The organism is Streptomyces sp. RerS4 (assembly GCF_023515955.1).
In the GTDB taxonomy this organism is placed as follows: Bacteria; Actinomycetota; Actinomycetes; order Streptomycetales; family Streptomycetaceae; genus Streptomyces.
The window spans coordinates 1,675,920-1,693,799 of record NZ_CP097322.1 but is presented as its reverse complement, the minus strand read 5'-3'; the positions used below and the strand labels follow the sequence as shown (position 1 = coordinate 1,693,799).

At 74.0% G+C, this 17,880-nt stretch carries 19 protein-coding genes; 9 read left to right on the top strand and 10 right to left on the bottom strand.

Features of this window, described 5'->3' with window-relative positions; all coding sequences use genetic code 11:
• Positions 1-13 precede the first annotated feature (13 nt).
• Together M4D82_RS07800 and M4D82_RS07795 are read left to right on the top strand one after the other, a co-directional pair.
• Complete coding sequence (locus M4D82_RS07800; protein ID WP_249765337.1) at positions 14-1,426, top strand: aldehyde dehydrogenase family protein; 1,413 nt, start codon at positions 14-16, stop codon at positions 1,424-1,426.
• Positions 1,427-1,534: 108 nt separating this feature from the next.
• Positions 1,535-2,614, top strand: a complete 1,080-nt coding sequence (locus tag M4D82_RS07795; RefSeq protein ID WP_249765336.1) for a Zn-dependent alcohol dehydrogenase — start codon at positions 1,535-1,537, stop codon at positions 2,612-2,614.
• Positions 2,615-2,674: 60 nt separating this feature from the next.
• Here the strand turns inward: M4D82_RS07795 and M4D82_RS07790 are convergent, their stop codons facing one another.
• Positions 2,675-3,325, bottom strand: coding sequence for a TetR/AcrR family transcriptional regulator (locus M4D82_RS07790; protein ID WP_249765335.1), 651 nt, complete (start codon positions 3,323-3,325; stop codon positions 2,675-2,677).
• Between the two features lie 67 nt (positions 3,326-3,392).
• On the opposite strand from M4D82_RS07790, the gene M4D82_RS07785 reads away from it, so the two are divergent.
• From M4D82_RS07785 to M4D82_RS07775, 3 genes are all read left to right on the top strand, one after another.
• A complete protein-coding gene (locus M4D82_RS07785) occupies positions 3,393-4,544 on the top strand; it encodes an acyl-CoA dehydrogenase family protein (RefSeq protein WP_249765334.1) in 1,152 nt (383 codons plus the stop codon).
• A gap of 99 nt (positions 4,545-4,643) precedes the next feature.
• Positions 4,644-4,979, top strand: coding sequence for a YiaA/YiaB family inner membrane protein (locus M4D82_RS07780; RefSeq protein WP_249765333.1), 336 nt, complete (start codon positions 4,644-4,646; stop codon positions 4,977-4,979).
• A 72-nt stretch (positions 4,980-5,051) separates the two neighbouring features.
• Positions 5,052-5,705 carry a TetR/AcrR family transcriptional regulator gene (locus M4D82_RS07775; RefSeq protein WP_249765332.1) on the top strand — a complete coding sequence of 218 codons (654 nt, stop codon included), beginning with the start codon at positions 5,052-5,054 and terminating at the stop codon, positions 5,703-5,705.
• Here the strand turns inward: M4D82_RS07775 and M4D82_RS07770 are convergent.
• Positions 5,696-6,157 (bottom strand): MaoC family dehydratase, encoded by a 462-nt coding sequence (locus M4D82_RS07770; RefSeq protein WP_249765331.1) that lies wholly within the window; start codon positions 6,155-6,157, stop codon positions 5,696-5,698. The genes M4D82_RS07775 and M4D82_RS07770 overlap by 10 nt on opposite strands.
• A 123-nt stretch (positions 6,158-6,280) precedes the next feature.
• On the opposite strand from M4D82_RS07770, the gene soxR reads away from it, so the two are divergent.
• Positions 6,281-6,730 (top strand): redox-sensitive transcriptional activator SoxR, encoded by a 450-nt coding sequence (gene soxR / locus M4D82_RS07765; RefSeq protein WP_249765330.1) that lies wholly within the window; start codon positions 6,281-6,283, stop codon positions 6,728-6,730.
• Here the strand turns inward: soxR and M4D82_RS34280 are convergent.
• From M4D82_RS34280 to M4D82_RS07745, 5 genes are all read right to left on the bottom strand, one after another.
• Positions 6,727-6,927, bottom strand: a complete 201-nt coding sequence (locus M4D82_RS34280; RefSeq protein ID WP_349637050.1) for a 3-keto-5-aminohexanoate cleavage protein — start codon at positions 6,925-6,927, stop codon at positions 6,727-6,729. The two genes, soxR and M4D82_RS34280, sit on opposite strands and share 4 nt — an antisense overlap.
• Positions 6,837-7,439, bottom strand: a complete 603-nt coding sequence (locus M4D82_RS07760; protein ID WP_349637049.1) for a 3-keto-5-aminohexanoate cleavage protein — start codon at positions 7,437-7,439, stop codon at positions 6,837-6,839. The genes M4D82_RS34280 and M4D82_RS07760 overlap by 91 nt, the downstream gene beginning before the upstream one ends.
• Positions 7,440-7,495: 56 nt before the next feature.
• Positions 7,496-8,095, bottom strand: a complete 600-nt coding sequence (locus tag M4D82_RS07755) for a hypothetical protein (protein ID WP_249765329.1) — start codon at positions 8,093-8,095, stop codon at positions 7,496-7,498.
• Between the two features lie 152 nt (positions 8,096-8,247).
• A complete protein-coding gene (locus tag M4D82_RS07750; protein ID WP_249765328.1) occupies positions 8,248-9,627 on the bottom strand; it encodes an alpha/beta fold hydrolase in 1,380 nt (459 codons plus the stop codon).
• A 97-nt stretch (positions 9,628-9,724) separates the two neighbouring features.
• Positions 9,725-10,945 carry an exo-beta-N-acetylmuramidase NamZ family protein gene (locus M4D82_RS07745; RefSeq protein ID WP_249765327.1) on the bottom strand — a complete coding sequence of 407 codons (1,221 nt, stop codon included), beginning with the start codon at positions 10,943-10,945 and terminating at the stop codon, positions 9,725-9,727.
• A 277-nt stretch (positions 10,946-11,222) separates the two neighbouring features.
• On the opposite strand from M4D82_RS07745, the gene M4D82_RS07740 reads away from it, so the two are divergent.
• From M4D82_RS07740 to M4D82_RS07730, 3 genes are all read left to right on the top strand, one after another.
• Positions 11,223-11,996, top strand: coding sequence for an SDR family oxidoreductase (locus M4D82_RS07740; protein ID WP_249765326.1), 774 nt, complete (start codon positions 11,223-11,225; stop codon positions 11,994-11,996).
• Positions 11,981-13,801, top strand: coding sequence for an AMP-binding protein (locus M4D82_RS07735; RefSeq protein ID WP_502988887.1), 1,821 nt, complete (start codon positions 11,981-11,983; stop codon positions 13,799-13,801). The genes M4D82_RS07740 and M4D82_RS07735 overlap by 16 nt, the downstream gene beginning before the upstream one ends.
• A gap of 61 nt (positions 13,802-13,862) precedes the next feature.
• A complete protein-coding gene (locus M4D82_RS07730; protein WP_249765325.1) occupies positions 13,863-14,474 on the top strand; it encodes a TetR/AcrR family transcriptional regulator in 612 nt (203 codons plus the stop codon).
• A 57-nt stretch (positions 14,475-14,531) separates the two neighbouring features.
• On the opposite strand, the gene M4D82_RS07725 is transcribed toward M4D82_RS07730, so the two are convergent.
• The 3 genes from M4D82_RS07725 to M4D82_RS07715 form a co-directional block, all read right to left on the bottom strand.
• Positions 14,532-15,746 (bottom strand): acyl-CoA dehydrogenase family protein, encoded by a 1,215-nt coding sequence (locus tag M4D82_RS07725; protein WP_249765324.1) that lies wholly within the window; start codon positions 15,744-15,746, stop codon positions 14,532-14,534.
• 13 nt (positions 15,747-15,759) lie between these two features.
• Complete coding sequence (locus tag M4D82_RS07720) at positions 15,760-16,800, bottom strand: phosphotransferase family protein (protein WP_249765323.1); 1,041 nt, start codon at positions 16,798-16,800, stop codon at positions 15,760-15,762.
• Positions 16,801-16,963: 163 nt separating this feature from the next.
• Positions 16,964-17,875 carry an MBL fold metallo-hydrolase gene (locus tag M4D82_RS07715; protein WP_249765322.1) on the bottom strand — a complete coding sequence of 304 codons (912 nt, stop codon included), beginning with the start codon at positions 17,873-17,875 and terminating at the stop codon, positions 16,964-16,966.
• Positions 17,876-17,880 lie beyond the last annotated feature (5 nt).

The following is a 17,880-nucleotide window of genomic DNA, read 5'->3' as shown; positions in this document are numbered from 1 at the left end:
CGGGAGGAATGCCATGAAGGCACACGACGGGATGTACATCGACGGGGAATGGCGCCCCGCCGCCGGTTCCGACCGGATCGAGGTCGTCAACCCGGCCGACGAACAGGTCGTCGCCTCGGTCCCGGCCGGCACGGCCGAGGACGTGGACGCGGCCGTACGGGCGGCCCGTGCGGCCTTCCCGGCCTGGGCGGCCACGGCTCCGGCCGACCGCGCCGCCCTGATCGGCGCCCTGCGCGACAGGCTCGTCGCCCGGAGGAGCGAGATCGCCGAGACCGTCACCGCCGAACTCGGCTCGCCCCTGGGCTTCGCCGACGCCGTGCACGTCGGCTCGCCGATCGCGGTGGCCGCCTCCTACGCCGAACTCGGTGCCTCCTACGCCTTCGAGGAGCGCATCGGCAACTCCACGGTGCTGCTGGAGCCGGTCGGCGTCGTCGGGGCCATCACCCCCTGGAACTATCCGCTGCACCAGGTCGTTGCCAAGGTGGCGCCCGCTCTCGCCGCCGGCTGCACCGTCGTCCTCAAGCCCGCCGAGGACACCCCGCTGACCGCACAGCTCTTCGCCGAAGCCGTGCACGAGGCGGGCATCCCCGCCGGCGTCTTCAACCTCGTGACCGGCACCGGCCCGGTCGCCGGCCAGGCGCTGGCCGAACACGAGGGAGTCGACCTCGTCTCCTTCACCGGCTCGACCGCCGTCGGCCGGAAGATCGGCGCCATCGCCGGCGCCGCCGTCAAGCGCGTCGCCCTCGAACTGGGCGGCAAGTCGGCGAACGTCATCCTGCCCGGGGCCGATCTGGCCAAGGCCGTTGCGGTGGGCGTCGGACACGTCATGAACAACACCGGCCAGAGCTGCAACGCGCTCACCCGGATGCTCGTCCACCGGGACCAGTACGAGGAGGCCGTCGCCCTGGCGGCCGCCGCCGTCGCCAAGTACCCCGTCGGCGACCCCCTCGCCCCCGACACCCGCCTCGGCCCCGTCGTCAACGCCACCCAGCGCGACCGGGTGCGCGCGTACATCGACCGGGGAGTCGAGGAGGGCGCGCGCCTCGTCGTGGGCGGCCCCGAAGCCCCCCGGGAGCGGGGGTACTTCGTCGCGCCCACCGTCTTCGCCGACGTCACCCCCGACATGACCATCGCCCAGGAGGAGATCTTCGGTCCGGTCCTGGCGATCCTGCCCTACGCGGACGAGGACGACGCCCTGCGCATCGCCAACGGCACCGTCTACGGCCTCGGCGGCGCGGTCTGGGCGGCCGACGAGGAGACGGCGGTCGCCTTCGCGCGCCGTATGGACACCGGCCAGGTGGACATCAACGGAGGCCGCTTCAACGTGCTCGCGCCCTTCGGTGGCTACAAGCAGTCGGGCGTCGGCCGCGAGCTGGGCCCGCACGGCCTGGGGGAGTACCTCCAGACCAAGTCCCTCCAGTTCTGACCCCGGCCCGCCCCGCCCCCGCCCGCCCCGCCCCCGCCCCTTGCGGCCGGCCGCCGGCCGGCCCCGAGATCCCGTACCCCCGGAATAGACTACGGAGAGACGACGACCATGGTCCGCGCCGCCATCCTGCCCGCCGTCGGAGCCCCGCTGGAGATACGGGAGATCGTGCTGCCAGAGCCCGGCCCCGGCCAGGTCCGGGTGCGGCTCACCGCAGCCGGCGTCTGCCACTCCGACCTCTCCCTCACCAACGGCACCATGCGCGTGCCCGTCCCCGCCGTCCTCGGACACGAGGGCGCGGGGACGGTCCTCGCCGTCGGTGAGGGCGTCACGCACGTCGCCCCGGGCGACGCCGTGGTCCTCAACTGGGCCCCCTCGTGCGGAGCGTGCCACCACTGCCTGATCGGCGAGGTCTGGCTCTGCGCCGAAGCGCTGACGGGCGTCGGCGCCGTCTACGCCCACGACGCGGACGGCACCCCGCTCCACCCCGGGCTCAACGTCGCCGCCTTCGCCGAGGAGACCGTCGTCGCGGCGCGCTGCGTCCTGCCCGCGCCCGCCGGGATCCCGCCGGTCGAGGCCGCCCTCCTCGGCTGCGCCGTCCTCACCGGATACGGCGCCGTCCGCCACAGCGCGCAGGTCCGTCCCGGCGAATCGGTGGCGGTCTTCGGCGTCGGCGGGGTCGGGCTGGCCGCGCTCCAGGCGGCCCGGATCGCCGAGGCGGGGCCGATCGTCGCCGTGGACGTCTCCCCGGCCAAGGAGGAACTGGCCCGCGCGGCCGGCGCCACGGACTTCGTCCTCGCCTCCGACGCCACCCCCCGGCAGATCCGCGCCCTCACCGCCGGACAGGGCGTCGACGTGGCCGTCGAATGCGTCGGCCGGACGGAAACCATCCGCGGAGCCTGGGAGTCCACCCGCCGGGGCGGGCGCACCACCGTCGTCGGCATCGGCGGCAAGGACCAGCGGGTCTCCTTCCACGCGCTGGAGATCTTCCACTTCGCCCGCACCCTCACCGGTTGCGTCTACGGCAACAGCGACCCCGCCCGCGACCTGCCGGTGATCGCCGAACACGTCCGCGCCGGCCGCCTCGACCTCGCCTCGATGGTCACCGACCGCATCACCCTCGACGGCATACCGGCCGCCTTCGACGCGATGCTCGCAGGCAAGGGCGGACGCTCCCTGATCGTCTTCTGACGCCGGTCGTCCTCCGCACCACCTCCCGACGGCGCGTAGGACGGGACGCCCGCCCCCGTCCTACCGGGGCAGCGCCGCGAACTGGAGGGCGAGCCCGTCCAGCAGCGCCGTCAGGCCCGTCTCGAAGGCGCCCTCGTCCACCTCGCGCCGCCGCTCCGCCAGCAGATGGGCCTGCCCCAGGTGCGGGTAGTCGGCCGGGTCGTAGGCGCTCTCGTCGTCCACGAACCCCTCGGCGAAGGACCCCACCGCCGAGCCCAGGATGAAGTACCGCATCAGGGCGCCGATGCGCGTCGCGTGCGCCGCCGGCCAGCCCGCCCGCGTCATCGCCCCGAACACCGCGTCGGCCACCCGCAGTCCGGCCGGCCGCCGCCCCGGCCCCCGGGCCAGCACCGGGACGATGTTCGGATGGTCCGCCAGGGCGGCCCGGTACGAGTGCGCCCAGTCGCGCAGCGCCTCCCGCCAGTCCCGGCCGTCCCCGACCTCGAACATCGACAGGTCGACCCGCGCGCTCACCGCGTCCGCCACCGCCTCCAGAATCGCGTCCTTCGTCCGGAAGTGGTTGTACAGGGAGGGCCCGCTGACCCCGAGCGCTGCCGCCAGCCGCCGCGTCGACACGGCCTCCAACCCCTCCGCGTCCACCAGCGCGCCCGCCGTCTCGACGATGCGGTCGCGGCTGAGGAGGGGCTTGCGCGGTCTGGCCATGCGCCACATAGTAGGGCCTGCCCGCCATAAACTACCGGTGCTAGTTAAAGCCCCGGACCGAGCCCGGAGGGACCCCGTGAACCTGGAGCTCAGCGAGGAGCAGGACGCCGTCCGCCGGCTCGCCCGCGCGTTCGGCGACCGCGAGATCGCCCCGTACGCCGCCGCCTGGGACCGGGCCGAGAGCGTCGACCGGTCCATCGTGAAGAAGCTCGGCGACCTCGGCTTCCTCGGGCTCACCGTCCCCGAGGAGTACGGCGGCTCCGGCGGCGACCACCTGTCCTACGTCCTCGTCACCGAGGAACTCGGTCGCGCCGACTCCGCCGTGCGCGGCATCGTCTCCGTCTCCCTCGGCCTGGTCGCCAAGACGCTCGCCGCGTGGGGGAGCGAGGAGCAGAAGCGCGCCTGGCTGCCCCGCCTGTGCTCCGGCGAGGCGCTGGGCTGCTTCGGGCTGACCGAGCCCGGTACCGGCTCGGACGCGGCCGCCCTCACCACGCGCGCCGCACGCGAGGGGGGCGCGTACGTCATCAGCGGCAGCAAGATGTTCATCACCAACGGCACCTGGGCCGACGTCGTCCTGCTCTTCGCCCGCACGAACGACACGCCGGGCCACCGAGGGATCTCCGCCTTCCTCGTCCCCGCCGACAGCCCCGGCCTGACCCGCCGCGAGATCCACGGCAAGCTCGGCCTGCGCGGCCAGGCCACCGCCGAACTCGCCCTGGACGCCGTACGCGTACCGGCCTCGGCGATGCTCGGACCGGAGGGCAAGGGCTTCTCCGTCGCCATGTCGGCGCTGGCCAAGGGGCGGATGTCGGTGGCGGCCGGCTGTGTCGGCATCGCGCAGGCGGCGCTGGACGCGGCGGTCTCGTACGCCGCGCGGCGCGAGCAGTTCGGCAAGCCGATCGCCCACCACCAGCTCGTCCAGGAGCTCATCGCCGACATCTCCGTCGACGTGGACGCGGCCCGCCTGCTGACCTGGCGCGTCGCCGACCTCATCGACCGCGGGCGGCCCTTCGCCACCGAGGCCTCCACCGCCAAGCTCTTCGCCTCCGAGGCCGCCGTGCGCGCCGCGAGCAACGCCCTCCAGGTGCACGGCGGATACGGCTACGTCGACGAGTACCCGGCCGGCAAGCTGCTGCGCGACGCCCGCGTGATGACCCTCTACGAGGGCACCAGCCAGGTCCAGAAGCTGCTGATCGGGCGCGCCCGTACGGGAGTCTCGGCCTTCTGAGCGCCCACCGGACGTCGGCGCGGTCCGGGCAACCGGCTGAGTACGGAGGTGAGTACGCGCACCCATGCGCGCGCGGCGCCCCGCCCCCACGCTGGAGCCATGAACGAGACACCGGTCAAGCAGCAGAACACGGGGGCGTACTACGGCCAGGCCGTCGCCTCCTTCGGCATCGCCCTCGGCGCGGTGTCCCTGGGGATCTACAACCTGGACGCCGACGCCTGGGTGCGGGCCTTCCTCGGCATCGCCGTCCTGTACCTGACGACCTCGGCCTTCACCCTCGCCAAGGTGATCCGCGACCGCCAAGAGGTCACCCAGATCGTCTCCCGGGTCGACCAGGCACGGATGGAGAAGCTGATGACGGAGTACGACCCCTTCGCCGCGACACGCAAGCAGCCGGGGCGTGATCGTGATCGTGATCCACAAGACACGGCCTAAGCGCTTGCTCACCCTCGGGTAGGGTGTTCCTTTCCCACAGGGTTCCTACACCGCGAAGAGGGTGAGCGAGCGATGGAGAGCGCGGCGCAGACCGGCGGCTACCAGCCGTGGTCGGAGGTCACCCCCGACGCCGCGCGGCGGCTGCTCGTCGCCGCGGTCGAGGCGTTCGCCGAGCGCGGCTACCACGCGACCACCACACGTGACATCGCCGGTCGCGCCGGCATGAGCCCGGCCGCCCTCTACATCCACTACAAGACGAAGGAAGAGCTCCTCCACCGGATCAGCCGCATCGGGCACGACAAGGCCCTGGAGATCCTGGAGACCGCCGCCGACGGCCCCGGCAGCGCCGCCGAGCGCCTCGACGAGGCCGTACGGTCCTTCGTGCGCTGGCACGCCGGGCACCACACCACCGCGCGCGTGGTCCAGTACGAGCTCGACGCCCTCGGCCACGAGCACCGCACCGAGATCGTCGCGCTGCGCCGACAGAGCGACGCCGCCGTGCGCCGGATCCTCTCCGACGGCGTGCGGGCCGGCGAGTTCGACGTCCCCGACGTGCCGGGCACCACCCTCGCCGTACTGTCGCTGTGCATCGACGTGGCCCGCTGGTTCAACGCCTCCGGACACCGCACGCCCGACGAGGTCGGCGCGCTCTACTCCGACCTCGTCCTGCGCATGGTGGCCGCGCGACCGGGCTCCGGCCCCGGTCCCGACGGCGGTCAGAAGTAGTAGCGCGACACCGACTCCGCCACGCAGACCGGCTTCTCGCCGCCCTCGCGCTCGACCGTCACGGTCGCCGCGACCTGCACCCCGCCGCCCGCCTCGGTGACCGACGTGATCACCGCGGTGGCCCGCAACCGCGAGCCGACCGGCACCGGCGCCGGGAAACGGACCTTGTCCACCCCGTAGTTGATGCCCATCCGCATGCCCTCGACCCGCATGATCCGCGGCACCAGGCTGGGCAGCAGTGACAGCGTCAGATAGCCGTGCGCGATGGTGGAACCGAAGGGCCCGTCCGCCGCCCGCTCCGGGTCCACGTGGATCCACTGGTGGTCGCCGGTCGCGTCCGCGAAGAGGTCGATGCGCTTCTGGTCCACCTCCAGCCATTCGCTGGGGCCGAGCGGATCGCCGATACCGGCGCGCAGCTCCTCGGCGGAGGTGAAGATCCTCGGTTCGGCCATGCCCTGCCCCTGTCTTCCCACGGCTCCTGCGACGGACGCGCTCCAGAGTGGCGAATAAGCGCTTGCTCAGCATGCTGGGGTCCGTATGTGTATGTCAACGGACGCCCGGCTACGCTCGGTCGTGTGCCGCAGATTCCTGAAAAAGTCCACGAACTCACCGTCGGTCAGCTGTCCGCCCGCAGTGGAGCGGCCGTCTCGGCGCTCCACTTCTACGAGACGAAGGGCCTGATCAGCAGCCGACGCACCTCCGGCAACCAGCGGCGCTACACCCGTGACACGCTGCGCCGGGTCGCCTTCGTCCGGGCGGCGCAGCGCGTGGGCATCCCGCTCTCCAGCATCAGGGACGCCCTCGCCCAACTGCCGGAGGAGCGCACCCCGACCAAGGAGGACTGGGCGCTCCTGTCCGAGAACTGGCGGACCGAGCTCGACCAGCGGATCAACCAACTCGGCCGCCTGCGCGACCACTTGACCGACTGCATCGGCTGCGGCTGCCTCTCCCTGGAGAACTGCGCCCTGTCCAACCCCGACGACGTCTTCGGCGAACGCCTCACCGGCTCCCGGCTGTCGTCCTAGGTCGCGCCCGAGCCCGCGCCCGCCCGGCGTATCTCCTCGCGGGCCGCCGCGACCAGTTCCGCGTTGGAGCGGGCGGGCGCTCCGTCCGGCAGCCGCAGCACATCCCCTACGCCGATCCGCGCATCGGCGCCGCACCGCGCGGCCAGCCGCAGCGTCGGCCACGCGGCGCCCTCCCGCCCGAACAGCAGGATCCGCACCGGCGGCAGCCGGCACAGCCCGGCGAGCGCCGCCGCGTCGGCCGGCTCCGCCACCAGCCGGACCGGCCCCGGTCGGGCGCGGCCCACTCCAGGAAGCGGGCCAGCGGCTCCGGCCCGGCCCCACCGCCCAGCGGCACCACCGCGTCCACCGCGACCCCGCGCGCCAGCAGGGCCTGCGCCACCTCCCGCGCCCCCGGCTCGGCGAACCGCACCGTCGCCCGCTCGGGCAGCACCGTCCAGGACCGCACCCGCTCGATCCGGGCCCCGGGATCCGGCTCCTCGGCGACATCCGCCGGCACCGCCAGAGGTACGCGGACCCCCGCGCCGCGCAACTCCTCCAGCACCGGCCCCACCACCCGGGGCGACAGGCTCTCCCGACCGCACGGGGTCCTGGGATGGACGAGGACCTCCCCGGCCCCGGCGGCGACGGCCGCCACCGCCGACTCCGCCAGCTCCCGCGGCGACATCGGCACCGCCGGCCCGTCGGCGCCGCCCCGCCCCCCGTTCAACACGACCTGAAGCGACCCACCCGCGACGAGCCCCCCGAAACCGTCCCCCGCCCCGAGACTCACGCCGCACCCGCCGACTCCCGGTGCACCAGCACCGTGTCCGCCAGCGCCGGTCTCGGCACCACGATGCCGCACCCCCCGCACACCGGCCCGTCCCACGCCCACGCCCCGGCCCACGCACCGGGCCCCGCGAGCGCGCTCGGCCAGCTCAACTCCCGCTCCCCGCACACCGGGCACGCCGTCCCCGGCTCGGACTCCAGCGCCCTCACCAGCCGCCGCAGCACCTCGCCCAACGTCCCCTCCGGCCGCACCCCGGGATCCGCGCACCGCACCACCGCGTCCCCGCTGCCGCCCCACGCCCACTCCGGCCGGCGCACCCCGTCGTGCTTCTCCCGTCTGCGCCGCGCCGCGAACTGCCGCTCGTACTCCAACCAGACCGCCCGCGCGTCCTCCAACTCCTCCAGGGCCGCGACCAGCCTCAGCGGATCCGCGCCCCGGTCCTCGGGAGCGATCCCGTGCCGGTCGCACAGGTGCCACCACGTCGCCCGGTGCCCGTACGGGGCGAACCGCTCCAGGCAGCGGCGCAGCGAATGGCGCCGCAGGGCCCGGTCGTTGCGCGCGTCGCGCACCTGATAGGCCAGACTCCGAAAACCCGCCATCGCACCTTCACCTCCGCCGTGCCCCTGCCCCACACCTGAGTCCGCGCTACTCCGTCGAACGAAGCAGCCCTCCCCGACGTGCCCAACATGCCCGGTCGGATGTGGGCGCATGCGGGGGCGGTCGAGGCGTGCGGGTGGCACATGGCCGGAAGTCAGCGCCCCATGCGCCCCGCGGCCACCACGATCCGGGCCAGTTCCTCGTGGCAGATGTCGCTGTGCGCCCCCGACGGCGCACCGCCGCGCCGCACCACCGAGCCCGCGTCCACACTGACGCAACCGGTCGTCGGCAGACCGTCGCGCAGGGCGGCGTCGAGGCTCAGGCGTGGGGCGCCCGACACCTCCCGTACCCCTCCGTGCCCGATCGCGCCCCACCGTTCGGCGAAGCCGAGGAGACCGGCCGAATCGCCTGCCATCCGGGAGGCCATCGGATAGAAGAGCCCCAGTGCCGTGTCGTGCGCGGAATGGCAGGCCACCACCGGCCCGGTCACCCTGCGCTGGAGCCCGGCCAGCGAGCCGCCGCGGCGCGCGTCGTGGGGGAGTCGGCCACTGAACGCGTAGTGCGAGAAGGCCCCCTGGAGCAGCGTCAGCGAGGCGACGTGTCGCGAGCCGTCCGCAGTGGCGCGCAGCGCGAACGAGACCAGGCGCGCCCCGAAGCTGTGGCCGATCAGGTGCACCCGCAGGGCCGGACGGCGCAGCGCCAGTTCGGTGAGGAACGGGCCGAGCCCGTGCTCGCCGACGACCCCGGCCCGCTTCTTCATCTCGTAGTACGTCGCCTGGCGCAGCAGCTCCTTGGCCCCGCTCCACAGGGCCCGCGGCCCGCCACGGATCGCGAACGCCGCAGCCACCTCGCCGCCGCCCGCCTCACCGCCCCCGCCGGCCACCTCGCCGCAGCCCGCCTCCACCAGCGCCCCCGCGAGGTCCCGGCACACCGCGAGCACGTCCAGCGAGAACAGCGCCGGCACCCGGGCCGCGGCGGCCGTCGCGGCCCCGTCCACCCCGGCCAGTTCCCGTACCAGCGCCCCGAACTCCACGAGGGCCGCCTCCGACTCCGGCCGCTCCTCCAGCAGTTCGGCGACCCGGTCCACCTGCGCCTCCCGACCCGGCCAGAACTCCCCGAGCGCCCGCCGCGTGTCCGGGTCCAAGGCCGTCCCGTACCCCGGACCGACCAGGGCGCCCGGCGGGTCGAAGTCGGGTATCGGCTCGTCGGCGAAGCGGATCGAGGGCCACACCACCCCCACGTACCCCAGCCGTACCCCCGTGCCCACCAGCCCGGGGAAGGGGGCGAAGAACCGGTCGTACAACCGGGTCGAGGTCGAGCGGTCGCTGTTCCACCCGTGCGCGAAGACCAGCAGGTCCGTGGCCTCGATCCGGGCCACCGCCTCCTGCGCCGTCGGATCCACGTCCCCCTGCGCGTCGAAGGAAAGCTCCCGGTACGGGCCCACCCCGATCCCGCCCACCCCGATCCCGCCCACCGCCCTGGCGACCCGCCAGGTGCCCGCCCCGATGCCGCCCACGGCCCCGATCCCCACCATGACCTCCCCCTCCACGCCGCGCCTGTGGTGCCGTCCGCAGCATCCCGCCGCCCGCCTTTCCCGGCCAGCCCCCCGACACCACCGGATCGCGGGCCGCTCACGGATACAGCAGGTACTCCTCCCGGACCGCCGCGAAACGGGCCAGCCCCGCCGCCCAGTCACCCGCGATCTCCTCCACGCTCGCGCCGGCGTCGACCATGGTCCGCACCCGGTCGGAGCCGGTCAGCCGGTCGATCCAGTGGTCCGCCCGCCAGCCGAAACCGCTCCACACCCGTCGCGCCGTCACCAGCAGCCCGATCCCCGCGCGGACCGGGTCGAACGCCTCCCGGTCGTGGACGATCAGCCGGACCCCGCCGCACACCTTCCCCGCGTGCTTGGAGAACGACGGAGTGAACCAGGCCTCCCGGAACCACACCCCCGGCAGCTCCAACGCGCTCGCCGCCTCCGCCCACCGCCGGTCCAGCCCCTCCGCGCCCAGCACCTCGAAGGGCGTCGTCGTCCCCCGCCCCTCGGACAGGTTGGTCCCCTCGAACAGACAGGTCCCGGCGTACGCGAGCGCCGTGTCCGGGGTCGGCATGTTCGGGCTCGGCGGCACCCACGGCAGCCCGGTCGCACCGAAGAGGGCGTCCCGCCGCCAGCCCGACATCCGCACCGTCCGCAACCGCGCCGGCTTCCCGGCCAGGAACTCCCCGTTGAACAGCAGGGCCAGTTCCGCCGCCGTCATCCCGTGTGCGAGCGCGATCGGCTCCCGCCCCACGAAGCTCGCGTACGCGGGCCGCAGCACCGGCCCGGCCGCCCGCCGGCCGCCGACCGGGTTGGGCCGGTCCAGCACCACCACCGTCTTGTCGGCGAGGGCGGCCGCGCGCATGCAGTCGTAGAGGGTCCAGACGTAGGTGTAGAAGCGCGCGCCGACGTCCTGGATGTCGAAGACGACCGTGTCGATCCCCGCCGCCGTGAAGAGGTCCGCGAGCTTCTGCCCGCTCGCGCCGTACGTGTCGTACACCGGCAGCCCCGTCGCCGGATCCCGGGCCGCCCCCTCCGAGCCGCCGGCCTGCGCCGTCCCCCGGAACCCGTGCTCCGGGCCGAACACCGCGACGAGGTCCACCCGTTCGTCGGCGTGCAGGACGTCGACCAGGTGGCGGGCGTCGGCGGTGATCCCCGTCGGGTTGGTGACGACGCCCACGCGCTGCCCGGCGAGCGACGCGTAGCCCTCGGCGGCGAGCCGCTCGAAGCCGGTCCGCACCCGCTCCGCCGCCCCGGCCGCCCCGGCCGCCCCGGCGGGCGCGGCGGGCGCGTCCAGGGCCGACGCCGTTCCCACCGCCCCACCGCCCCCACCGCCCCCACCGCCCCACCGCCCCACCGTTCCCCGTCCCCACGAGCCCCGCCAGTCCCAGTACCCCGCGTCGTGACAGCGTCATCCGGCCACGCTAGGTCCCCACCTTCGGATCCGGCCCGACCCACGCCGCCCGCCACCGGCCGCGCCCCCCTTCCGCCACGACATACCGACTGGTTAGTCTGCCCGGATCCGGCATGCGCCTTCGGGCTGCACCATCCGGCACACGACATCCGGCAGTTCGCGGCGAGAGGTGACCCCCATGAGCGCGTACGGCGCGTACCAGGACCAACGAGTCGTCGTCACCGGCGTGGGCGGCGGCATCGGCGCGGCCCTCGCCCGCCGCTTCGCCGCCGAGGGCGCCACCGTCGTCGTCAACGACCTCGACCTGGCCAAGGCCGCCGCCGTCGCCGGGGAGATCGGCGCGCGCGCGATCCCGCTGGCCGGCGACGCCTCCACCGTCGCCGAGCAGGCCCGGGAGGCGCTCGGCGGCACGGTCGACGTGTACTGCGCCAACGCGGGACTCGCCTCGGGCGGCGACGCGTTCGTGGACGAGCACGTCTGGGAGGCGGCCTGGGACACCAACGTCATGGCCCACGTCCGTGCCGTCCGCACCCTGCTGCCCGACTGGCTGGAGCGCGGCGGCGGCCGTTTCGTGTCGACCGTCTCCGCCGCCGGACTGCTGACCATGATCGGAGCGGCGCCGTACAGTGTCACCAAGCACGGTGCCCTCGCCTACGCGGAATGGCTGTCGCTGACCTACCGCCACCGCGGCGTCCGGGTCCACGCGATCTGCCCGCAGGGCGTGCGCACCGACATGCTGACCGCCGCGGGCTCGGCGGGCGAACTCGTCCTCGCGCCGACCGCGATCGAGCCGGACGCGGTCGCGGACGCGTTGTTCGACGGCATGGAGAAAGGCCGGTTCTTGATCCTCCCGCACCCCGAGGTGGCGGACTACCACGTCGCCCGCGCGAGCCACCCCGACCGCTGGCTGGCCTCCATGAACCACCTCCAGCAGAAATGGGAGGCCCCGTGACACGGCCGTCCACCGTCGCCGCCGGCTCCCCGTATGCCGCCATGCCGTGGCTGGGGCGGCTCAGCCCCGCCCAGCGGGCCCCGATCAGCCCCGCCCCCAGCGTGCTGCACGCCTTCCGGGAGGCCGTGGCGCGGGCCCCGCACCGTACCGCCCTCGCCTACTTCGACGGCCGCGTCGACTACGCCGAGACCGACGCCCTCTCCGACTCCCTCGCCGGCCACCTCGCCGAGCGGGGCGTCGGCCGCGGCGACCGGGTCGCGGTGATGCTCCAGAACACCCCGCACTTCGTGCTCGCCGTGCTGGCCGCGTGGAAGGCCGGGGCGGTCGTCGTCCCGCTGAACCCCATGTACAAGGCCGCGGAGGCCGGCCACATCCTGCGCGACTCCGGCGCGGTCGCGCTCGTGTGCGAGGGGCGGGCGTGGGAGGCGTACCTACGGGACACCGCGCGCGGGTCGGGCGTACGGGTCACCCTGACCGCCCGCGACCAGGACTTCCAAACCCGCAACGACCCCCGAGTCTTCCCGCCCCCATCCCCGACCGCCCCCGACCGGGAACCCGCCGCACCCCCGGCCGCCCCGCCCCCGGCCGCTCCTGCCCAGGCCGTCCCGGCCCAGGAGACCGCCCCGGCCCCCGCCGACCCGGGGGCCGTCCCGGTCCCCGCCGACCCGGGGGCCGTCCCGGTCCCCGCCGACCTCGCCACCGTGGCCCGTCAGGGCCACCCCGCGCCGCCCGACCCCCGCCTCACCGCCGCCGACACCGCCCTCATCAGCTACACCTCCGGCACCTCGGGCACCCCCAAGGGCGCCCTCAACCCCCACGGCGCGATCACCTACAACGCCACCCGCCAGGTCACCGGCCACCCCCTCCCCGAAGGCGCCCGCTACTTCGCCCTCGCCCCGCTCTTCCACATCACCGGCCTGGTCTGCGAACTCGCCACCTGCCTCGTGAACGCCGGCACCCTCGTCCTCGCCCACCGCTTCGACGCCGGCGCCGTCCTCGACGCCTTCCTCGAACACCGCCCCGCCTACGCCATCGGCCCCGCCACCGCGTTCACCGCCCTCGCCGCCCACCCCGCCGCCACCCGCGAACACTTCGCGTCCTTCCGGGTGCTCTCCTCCGGCGGCGCCCCGCTGCCGCCCGCGCTCGTCGAACGCCTCCGCGCCTCCTTCGGCTTCTACCTCCGCAACGGCTACGGCCTCACCGAGTGCACCGCCCCCTGCGCCACGGTCCCCGCCCACCTCGAAGCCCCCGTCGACCCCGCCTCCGGCACCCTCTCGGTCGGCGTCCCCGGCGCGCAGACCCTCGTACGGATCCTCGACGAGGACGGCGCCGAGCTGCCCCTCGGGAAGACCGGCGAGATAGCCGTCCGCGGCCCCCAGGTCGTTCCCGGCTACTGGGGATTGCCCGAGGAGAGCGCCGCCACCTTCCCCGACGGGGAACTGCGCACCGGCGACGTCGGGTTCATGGACGCCGACGGCTGGCTGTACGTGGTCGACCGCAAGAAGGACATGATCAACGCCTCCGGCTTCAAGGTCTGGCCGCGCGAGGTGGAGGACGTCCTCTACACCCACCCCGCCGTCCGCGAGGCGGCCGTCGTCGGCGTCCCCGACCCCTACCGGGGCGAGAGCGTCAAGGCGTACGTGAGCCTGCGCCCCGGCGCCTCCGCGCTGCCCGCCGAGCTGTCCGCGTACTGCGCCGAGCGCCTGGCCGCGTACAAGTACCCGCGCGAGGTGGAGATCCTGCCTGTTCTTCCGCAGACCACCAGTGGCAAGATCCTGCGACGGGAACTGCGCGAGCGCGGCTGAAAACAGTCGGACGGTCGTACAGTCCGCGTCAGTCGAGGATCAGGAAAGGAAGGCGAGCGCCATGGCCGCGAGGACCACCACGGAGCCCGAGGACGGCGGCCGGGAGATTCCGGTGCCGCAGCGGCTGCTGGCCGTCGCCACCAGGCTGTTCGCCGAGCGGGGCTACGACCGCACCTCCGTCCAGGAGATCGTCGAGGCGGCCGGCGTCACCAAGGGCGCGCTCTACCACTACTTCGGTTCGAAGGACGACCTGCTGCACGAGGTGTACGCGCGCATGCTGCGCCTCCAGCAGCAGCGGCTCGACGCGGTGGCCGGATCCGACGCCCCCGTGGAGGAGCGCCTGCGGTCCGCCGCCGCCGACGTGGTGGTCACCACGATCGAGAACCTCGACGACGCGATGATCTTCTTCCGGTCGATGCACCAGCTCAGCCCCGAGAAGTACAAGCAGGTACGGGCCGAGCGCCGCCGCTACCACGAGCGCTTCCGCGCCCTCGTGGAGGAGGGGCAGCGCACCGGCGTGTTCGCCACGGCCACCCCCGCCGACCTGGTGGTGGACTACTACTTCGGCTCCGTCCACCACCTGTCGACCTGGTACCGCACCGACGGCCCGCTCACCCCGCACCAGGTCGCCGACCACCTCGCCGACCTCCTGCTGCGGTCCCTGCGCCCGTAAGCCGGGTCCGGCGGCCGCTCGGAGGCACCGCTCAGAGGCACCGATCAAAGGCGCCGCTCAGAGGTACCGCTTCAGCTCCCGCCGGCCCAGCGAGCGCTGGTGCACCTCGTCCGGGCCGTCCGCCAGCCGCAGGGTCCGCGCCGCCGCCCACAGCTCGGCCAGCGGGAAGTCCTGGCTGACCCCGCCCGCCCCGTACAGCTGGACCGCGTCGTCGAGGATCTTCACCACCGCGCGCGGCGTGGCGATCTTGATGGCCTGGATCTCGGTGTGGGCGCCCCGGTTGCCGACGGTGTCCATCAGCCAGGCCGTCTTCAGCACCAGCAGCCGCAACTGCTCCACGCTCACCCGGGCGTCGGCGATCCAGTTCTGTACGACCCCCTGCGCGGCCAGCGGCTTGCCGAAGGCCGTACGCTCCACCGCGCGCCGGCACATCAGCTCGATCGCCCGCTCCGCCATGCCGATCAGCCGCATGCAGTGGTGGATCCGGCCCGGCCCGAGCCGCGCCTGCGCGATGGCGAAGCCCGCTCCCTCCTCGCCGATCAGGTTCGCAGCCGGCACCCGCGCCCCGTCGAAGACCACCTCGGCGTGCCCGCCGTGGTCGTGGTCCTCGTACCCGTACACCGTCATCGCCCGGCGCACCTCGACGCCCGGGGTGTCGCGGGGGACCAGGACCATCGACTGTTGGCGGCGCGGGTCGGCGCCCTGCGGGTCGGTCTTGCCCATGACGATGAAGATCCGACAGTCCGGGTTCATCGCGCCCGAGATGAACCACTTGCGGCCGGTGACCACGTACTCGTCACCCACCCGCTCGATCCGCGTCTCGATGTTCGTCGCGTCCGACGACGCCACCTCGGGCTCGGTCATCGCGAAGGCGGAGCGGATCTCCCCGGCCAACAGCGGCTCCAGCCACCGCTTCTTGTGCTCCTCGCTGCCGAACTGCGCGAGGAGCTCCATGTTCCCCGTGTCCGGGGCCGCGCAGTTGGTCGCCATCGGGGCCAGGTGGGGGCTGCGACCGGTGATCTCGGCGAGCGGGGCGTACTGGAGGTTGGTCAGCCCGGCGCCGTACTCGGCATCGGGCAGGAACAGGTTCCACAGCCCCTGACGGCGCGCCTGCGCCTTCAGTTCACCGAACACGGCCGGGGTGTCCCAGGGCGAGGCCAGCCGCGCGCGCTGCCCGGCGGCGACGGCCTCCGCCGGGTAGACGTACTCCTCCATGAACGCGAGCAACCGCTCGCGGAGTTCCTCGGTGCGGGCGTCGAATGCGAAATCCATGCTGATCGGCTCCTCAGCCTTCCTGGAGGTCCTGCAAGGTGGTCAGGCCGTGCTCGATGAAGACCGGGACCAGTTCCCCGATCCGGTCGAAGCCCGCGCCGACGGTCTGGCCGAGCGTGTACCGGTAGTGGATGCCTTCGAGGATCACCGCGAGCTTGAACCAGGCGAAGGCCGTGTACCAGGCGATCGCGCCCGTGTCCCGCCCCGAGCGGGCGGCGTAGCGTTCGACCAGCTCGGCCGGCGACGGATGCCCCGGCGCGCGGCTCGTCGTACTGACGGGCGAGTCCGTCAGCCCCAGGTCCGAGCTGTACATGACGAGCAGTCCGAGGTCGGTCAGCGGATCGCCCAGGGTGGACATCTCCCAGTCCAGCACCGCGCGCACCGTGTCGTCCGGGCCGCCGATCAGGACGTTGTCCAGCCGGAAGTCCCCGTGCACCACGGTCGGCGCGGGGGAGTCGGGCAGCGCCCGGCCGAGCGCGGCGTGCAACTCGTCCACCCCGGCCAGCTCCCGCCCCCGGGAGGCCGCCAGCTGCTTGCCCCAGCGGCGCAACTGCCGGTCGAGGAAGCCCTCGGGGCGGCCGAAGTCGCCCAGGCCCACCGCCTCGGGATCCACGGCGTGCAGGTCGACCAGGGTGTCCACGAGGCCCAGCACCGCCCGCCGGGTCCGCTCCGGGCCGAGCCCGGCGAGCTGTTCCGCCGTCCGGTACGGGACCCCGTCCACGTGCTCCATGACGTAGAACGGGGCCCCCACCACCCCCTCGTCCTCGCACAGCAGCAGCGCCTCGGGCACCGGCACGGCCGTGTCGTGCAGGGCGGAGATGACCCGGTGCTCGCGCCGCATGTCGTGCGCGGTGGCCAGGACGTGGCCCAGGGGCGGGCGGCGCACCACCCAACGGGAGGCGCCGTCGGTGATCGCGTACGTCAGGTTCGACCGGCCCCCCTCGATCAGCCGGCCGCTCAGCGGCCCGGCGACGAGGCCGGGTCGGGCGGCGTCGAGGTGCTCGCGCAGCCGCGCCAGGTCGAGGCCGCGCGGATCCTGTGGGGCTGGCGTCATACGGGGCACCTCCGTGCGGGTGGTGGGACGTGGGACGTGGGGCGGTGACGGGCCGACCGACCGACCGGGCCGACCAGCCGATCACTCCGCCCATCATGCCGACCAGTCGGTATGCCGTCCAGAGGGCGGGCCGAAGAACTCCTCCGGCGCGCGCCGTCTCACCTCACGCGTGACACAGGATCGGCGTCCCGCCGTTCATCACCGTCATGTCCCGCAGCACCGCCATGATGTCCAGCGGAGCCCCCTCCGCCTCCCCGGCCAGCTCCGCGTAGGCCCGGTGCACGTTCGCCACCAGCCGCTCGCTCTCCCGCCAGGCGGCGAACTCGCCGAGATCGGCCTGCCGCGCCGTCTCCAGCGGGGTCAGCCCCTTCTCCCGGCCCTCCCGCGCCAGCTCGGCCACGAACAGCAGGTACCGCTCCGTGGCCTCGTACGCCGACGGGTCCGTCAGCGGCCCGTGCCCCGGTACGACGGTTTCGGCGCCGAGCCCGCGCAGCAGTTCCAGCGCCCGCAGCGACCCGGACAGCGAACCCATCGCCAGGAACGGCGTCCCCCCGGCGAACACCAGGTCACCGGTGAACACGACCCGCTGCCGCGGCAGCCACACCACCGAATCGCCGGTCGTGTGCGCGACGCCCGGGTGGATCACCCGCACCTCGGTCTCCCCGACGTGCAGGGTCAGCCGGTCGGCGTAGGTGAGGGTGGGCGCGGTGATGTCTATCGCGCCGAAGTCGGTCGTGGGCCAGATCAGCTCCAGCTGGTGCCCGGCGGCGAGCTGTTCGGCGCGCGCGTTCTCGTGCCCGATGATCACGGCCCCGTCCGCGAACACGCCGTTTCCGTACGTGTGGTCGCCGTGGTGGTGGGTGTTGACCACCACGCCCGGCGCCGGCGCCCCGGCCGCCTCGACGGCCGCCCGCAGGGCCAGCGCCCGCCGCTCGGTCGCGGCCGTGTCGACCAGCAGCGTCCGCCCGCCGTCGCTGACGAAGCCGGCGTTGTTCAGGCACCAGCCCCCGTCCGGCTGCACGTAGGCGTACACACCGGGCGCGGGCTGGAGGACATACGGCTCTTCGGCGGTCATGGACG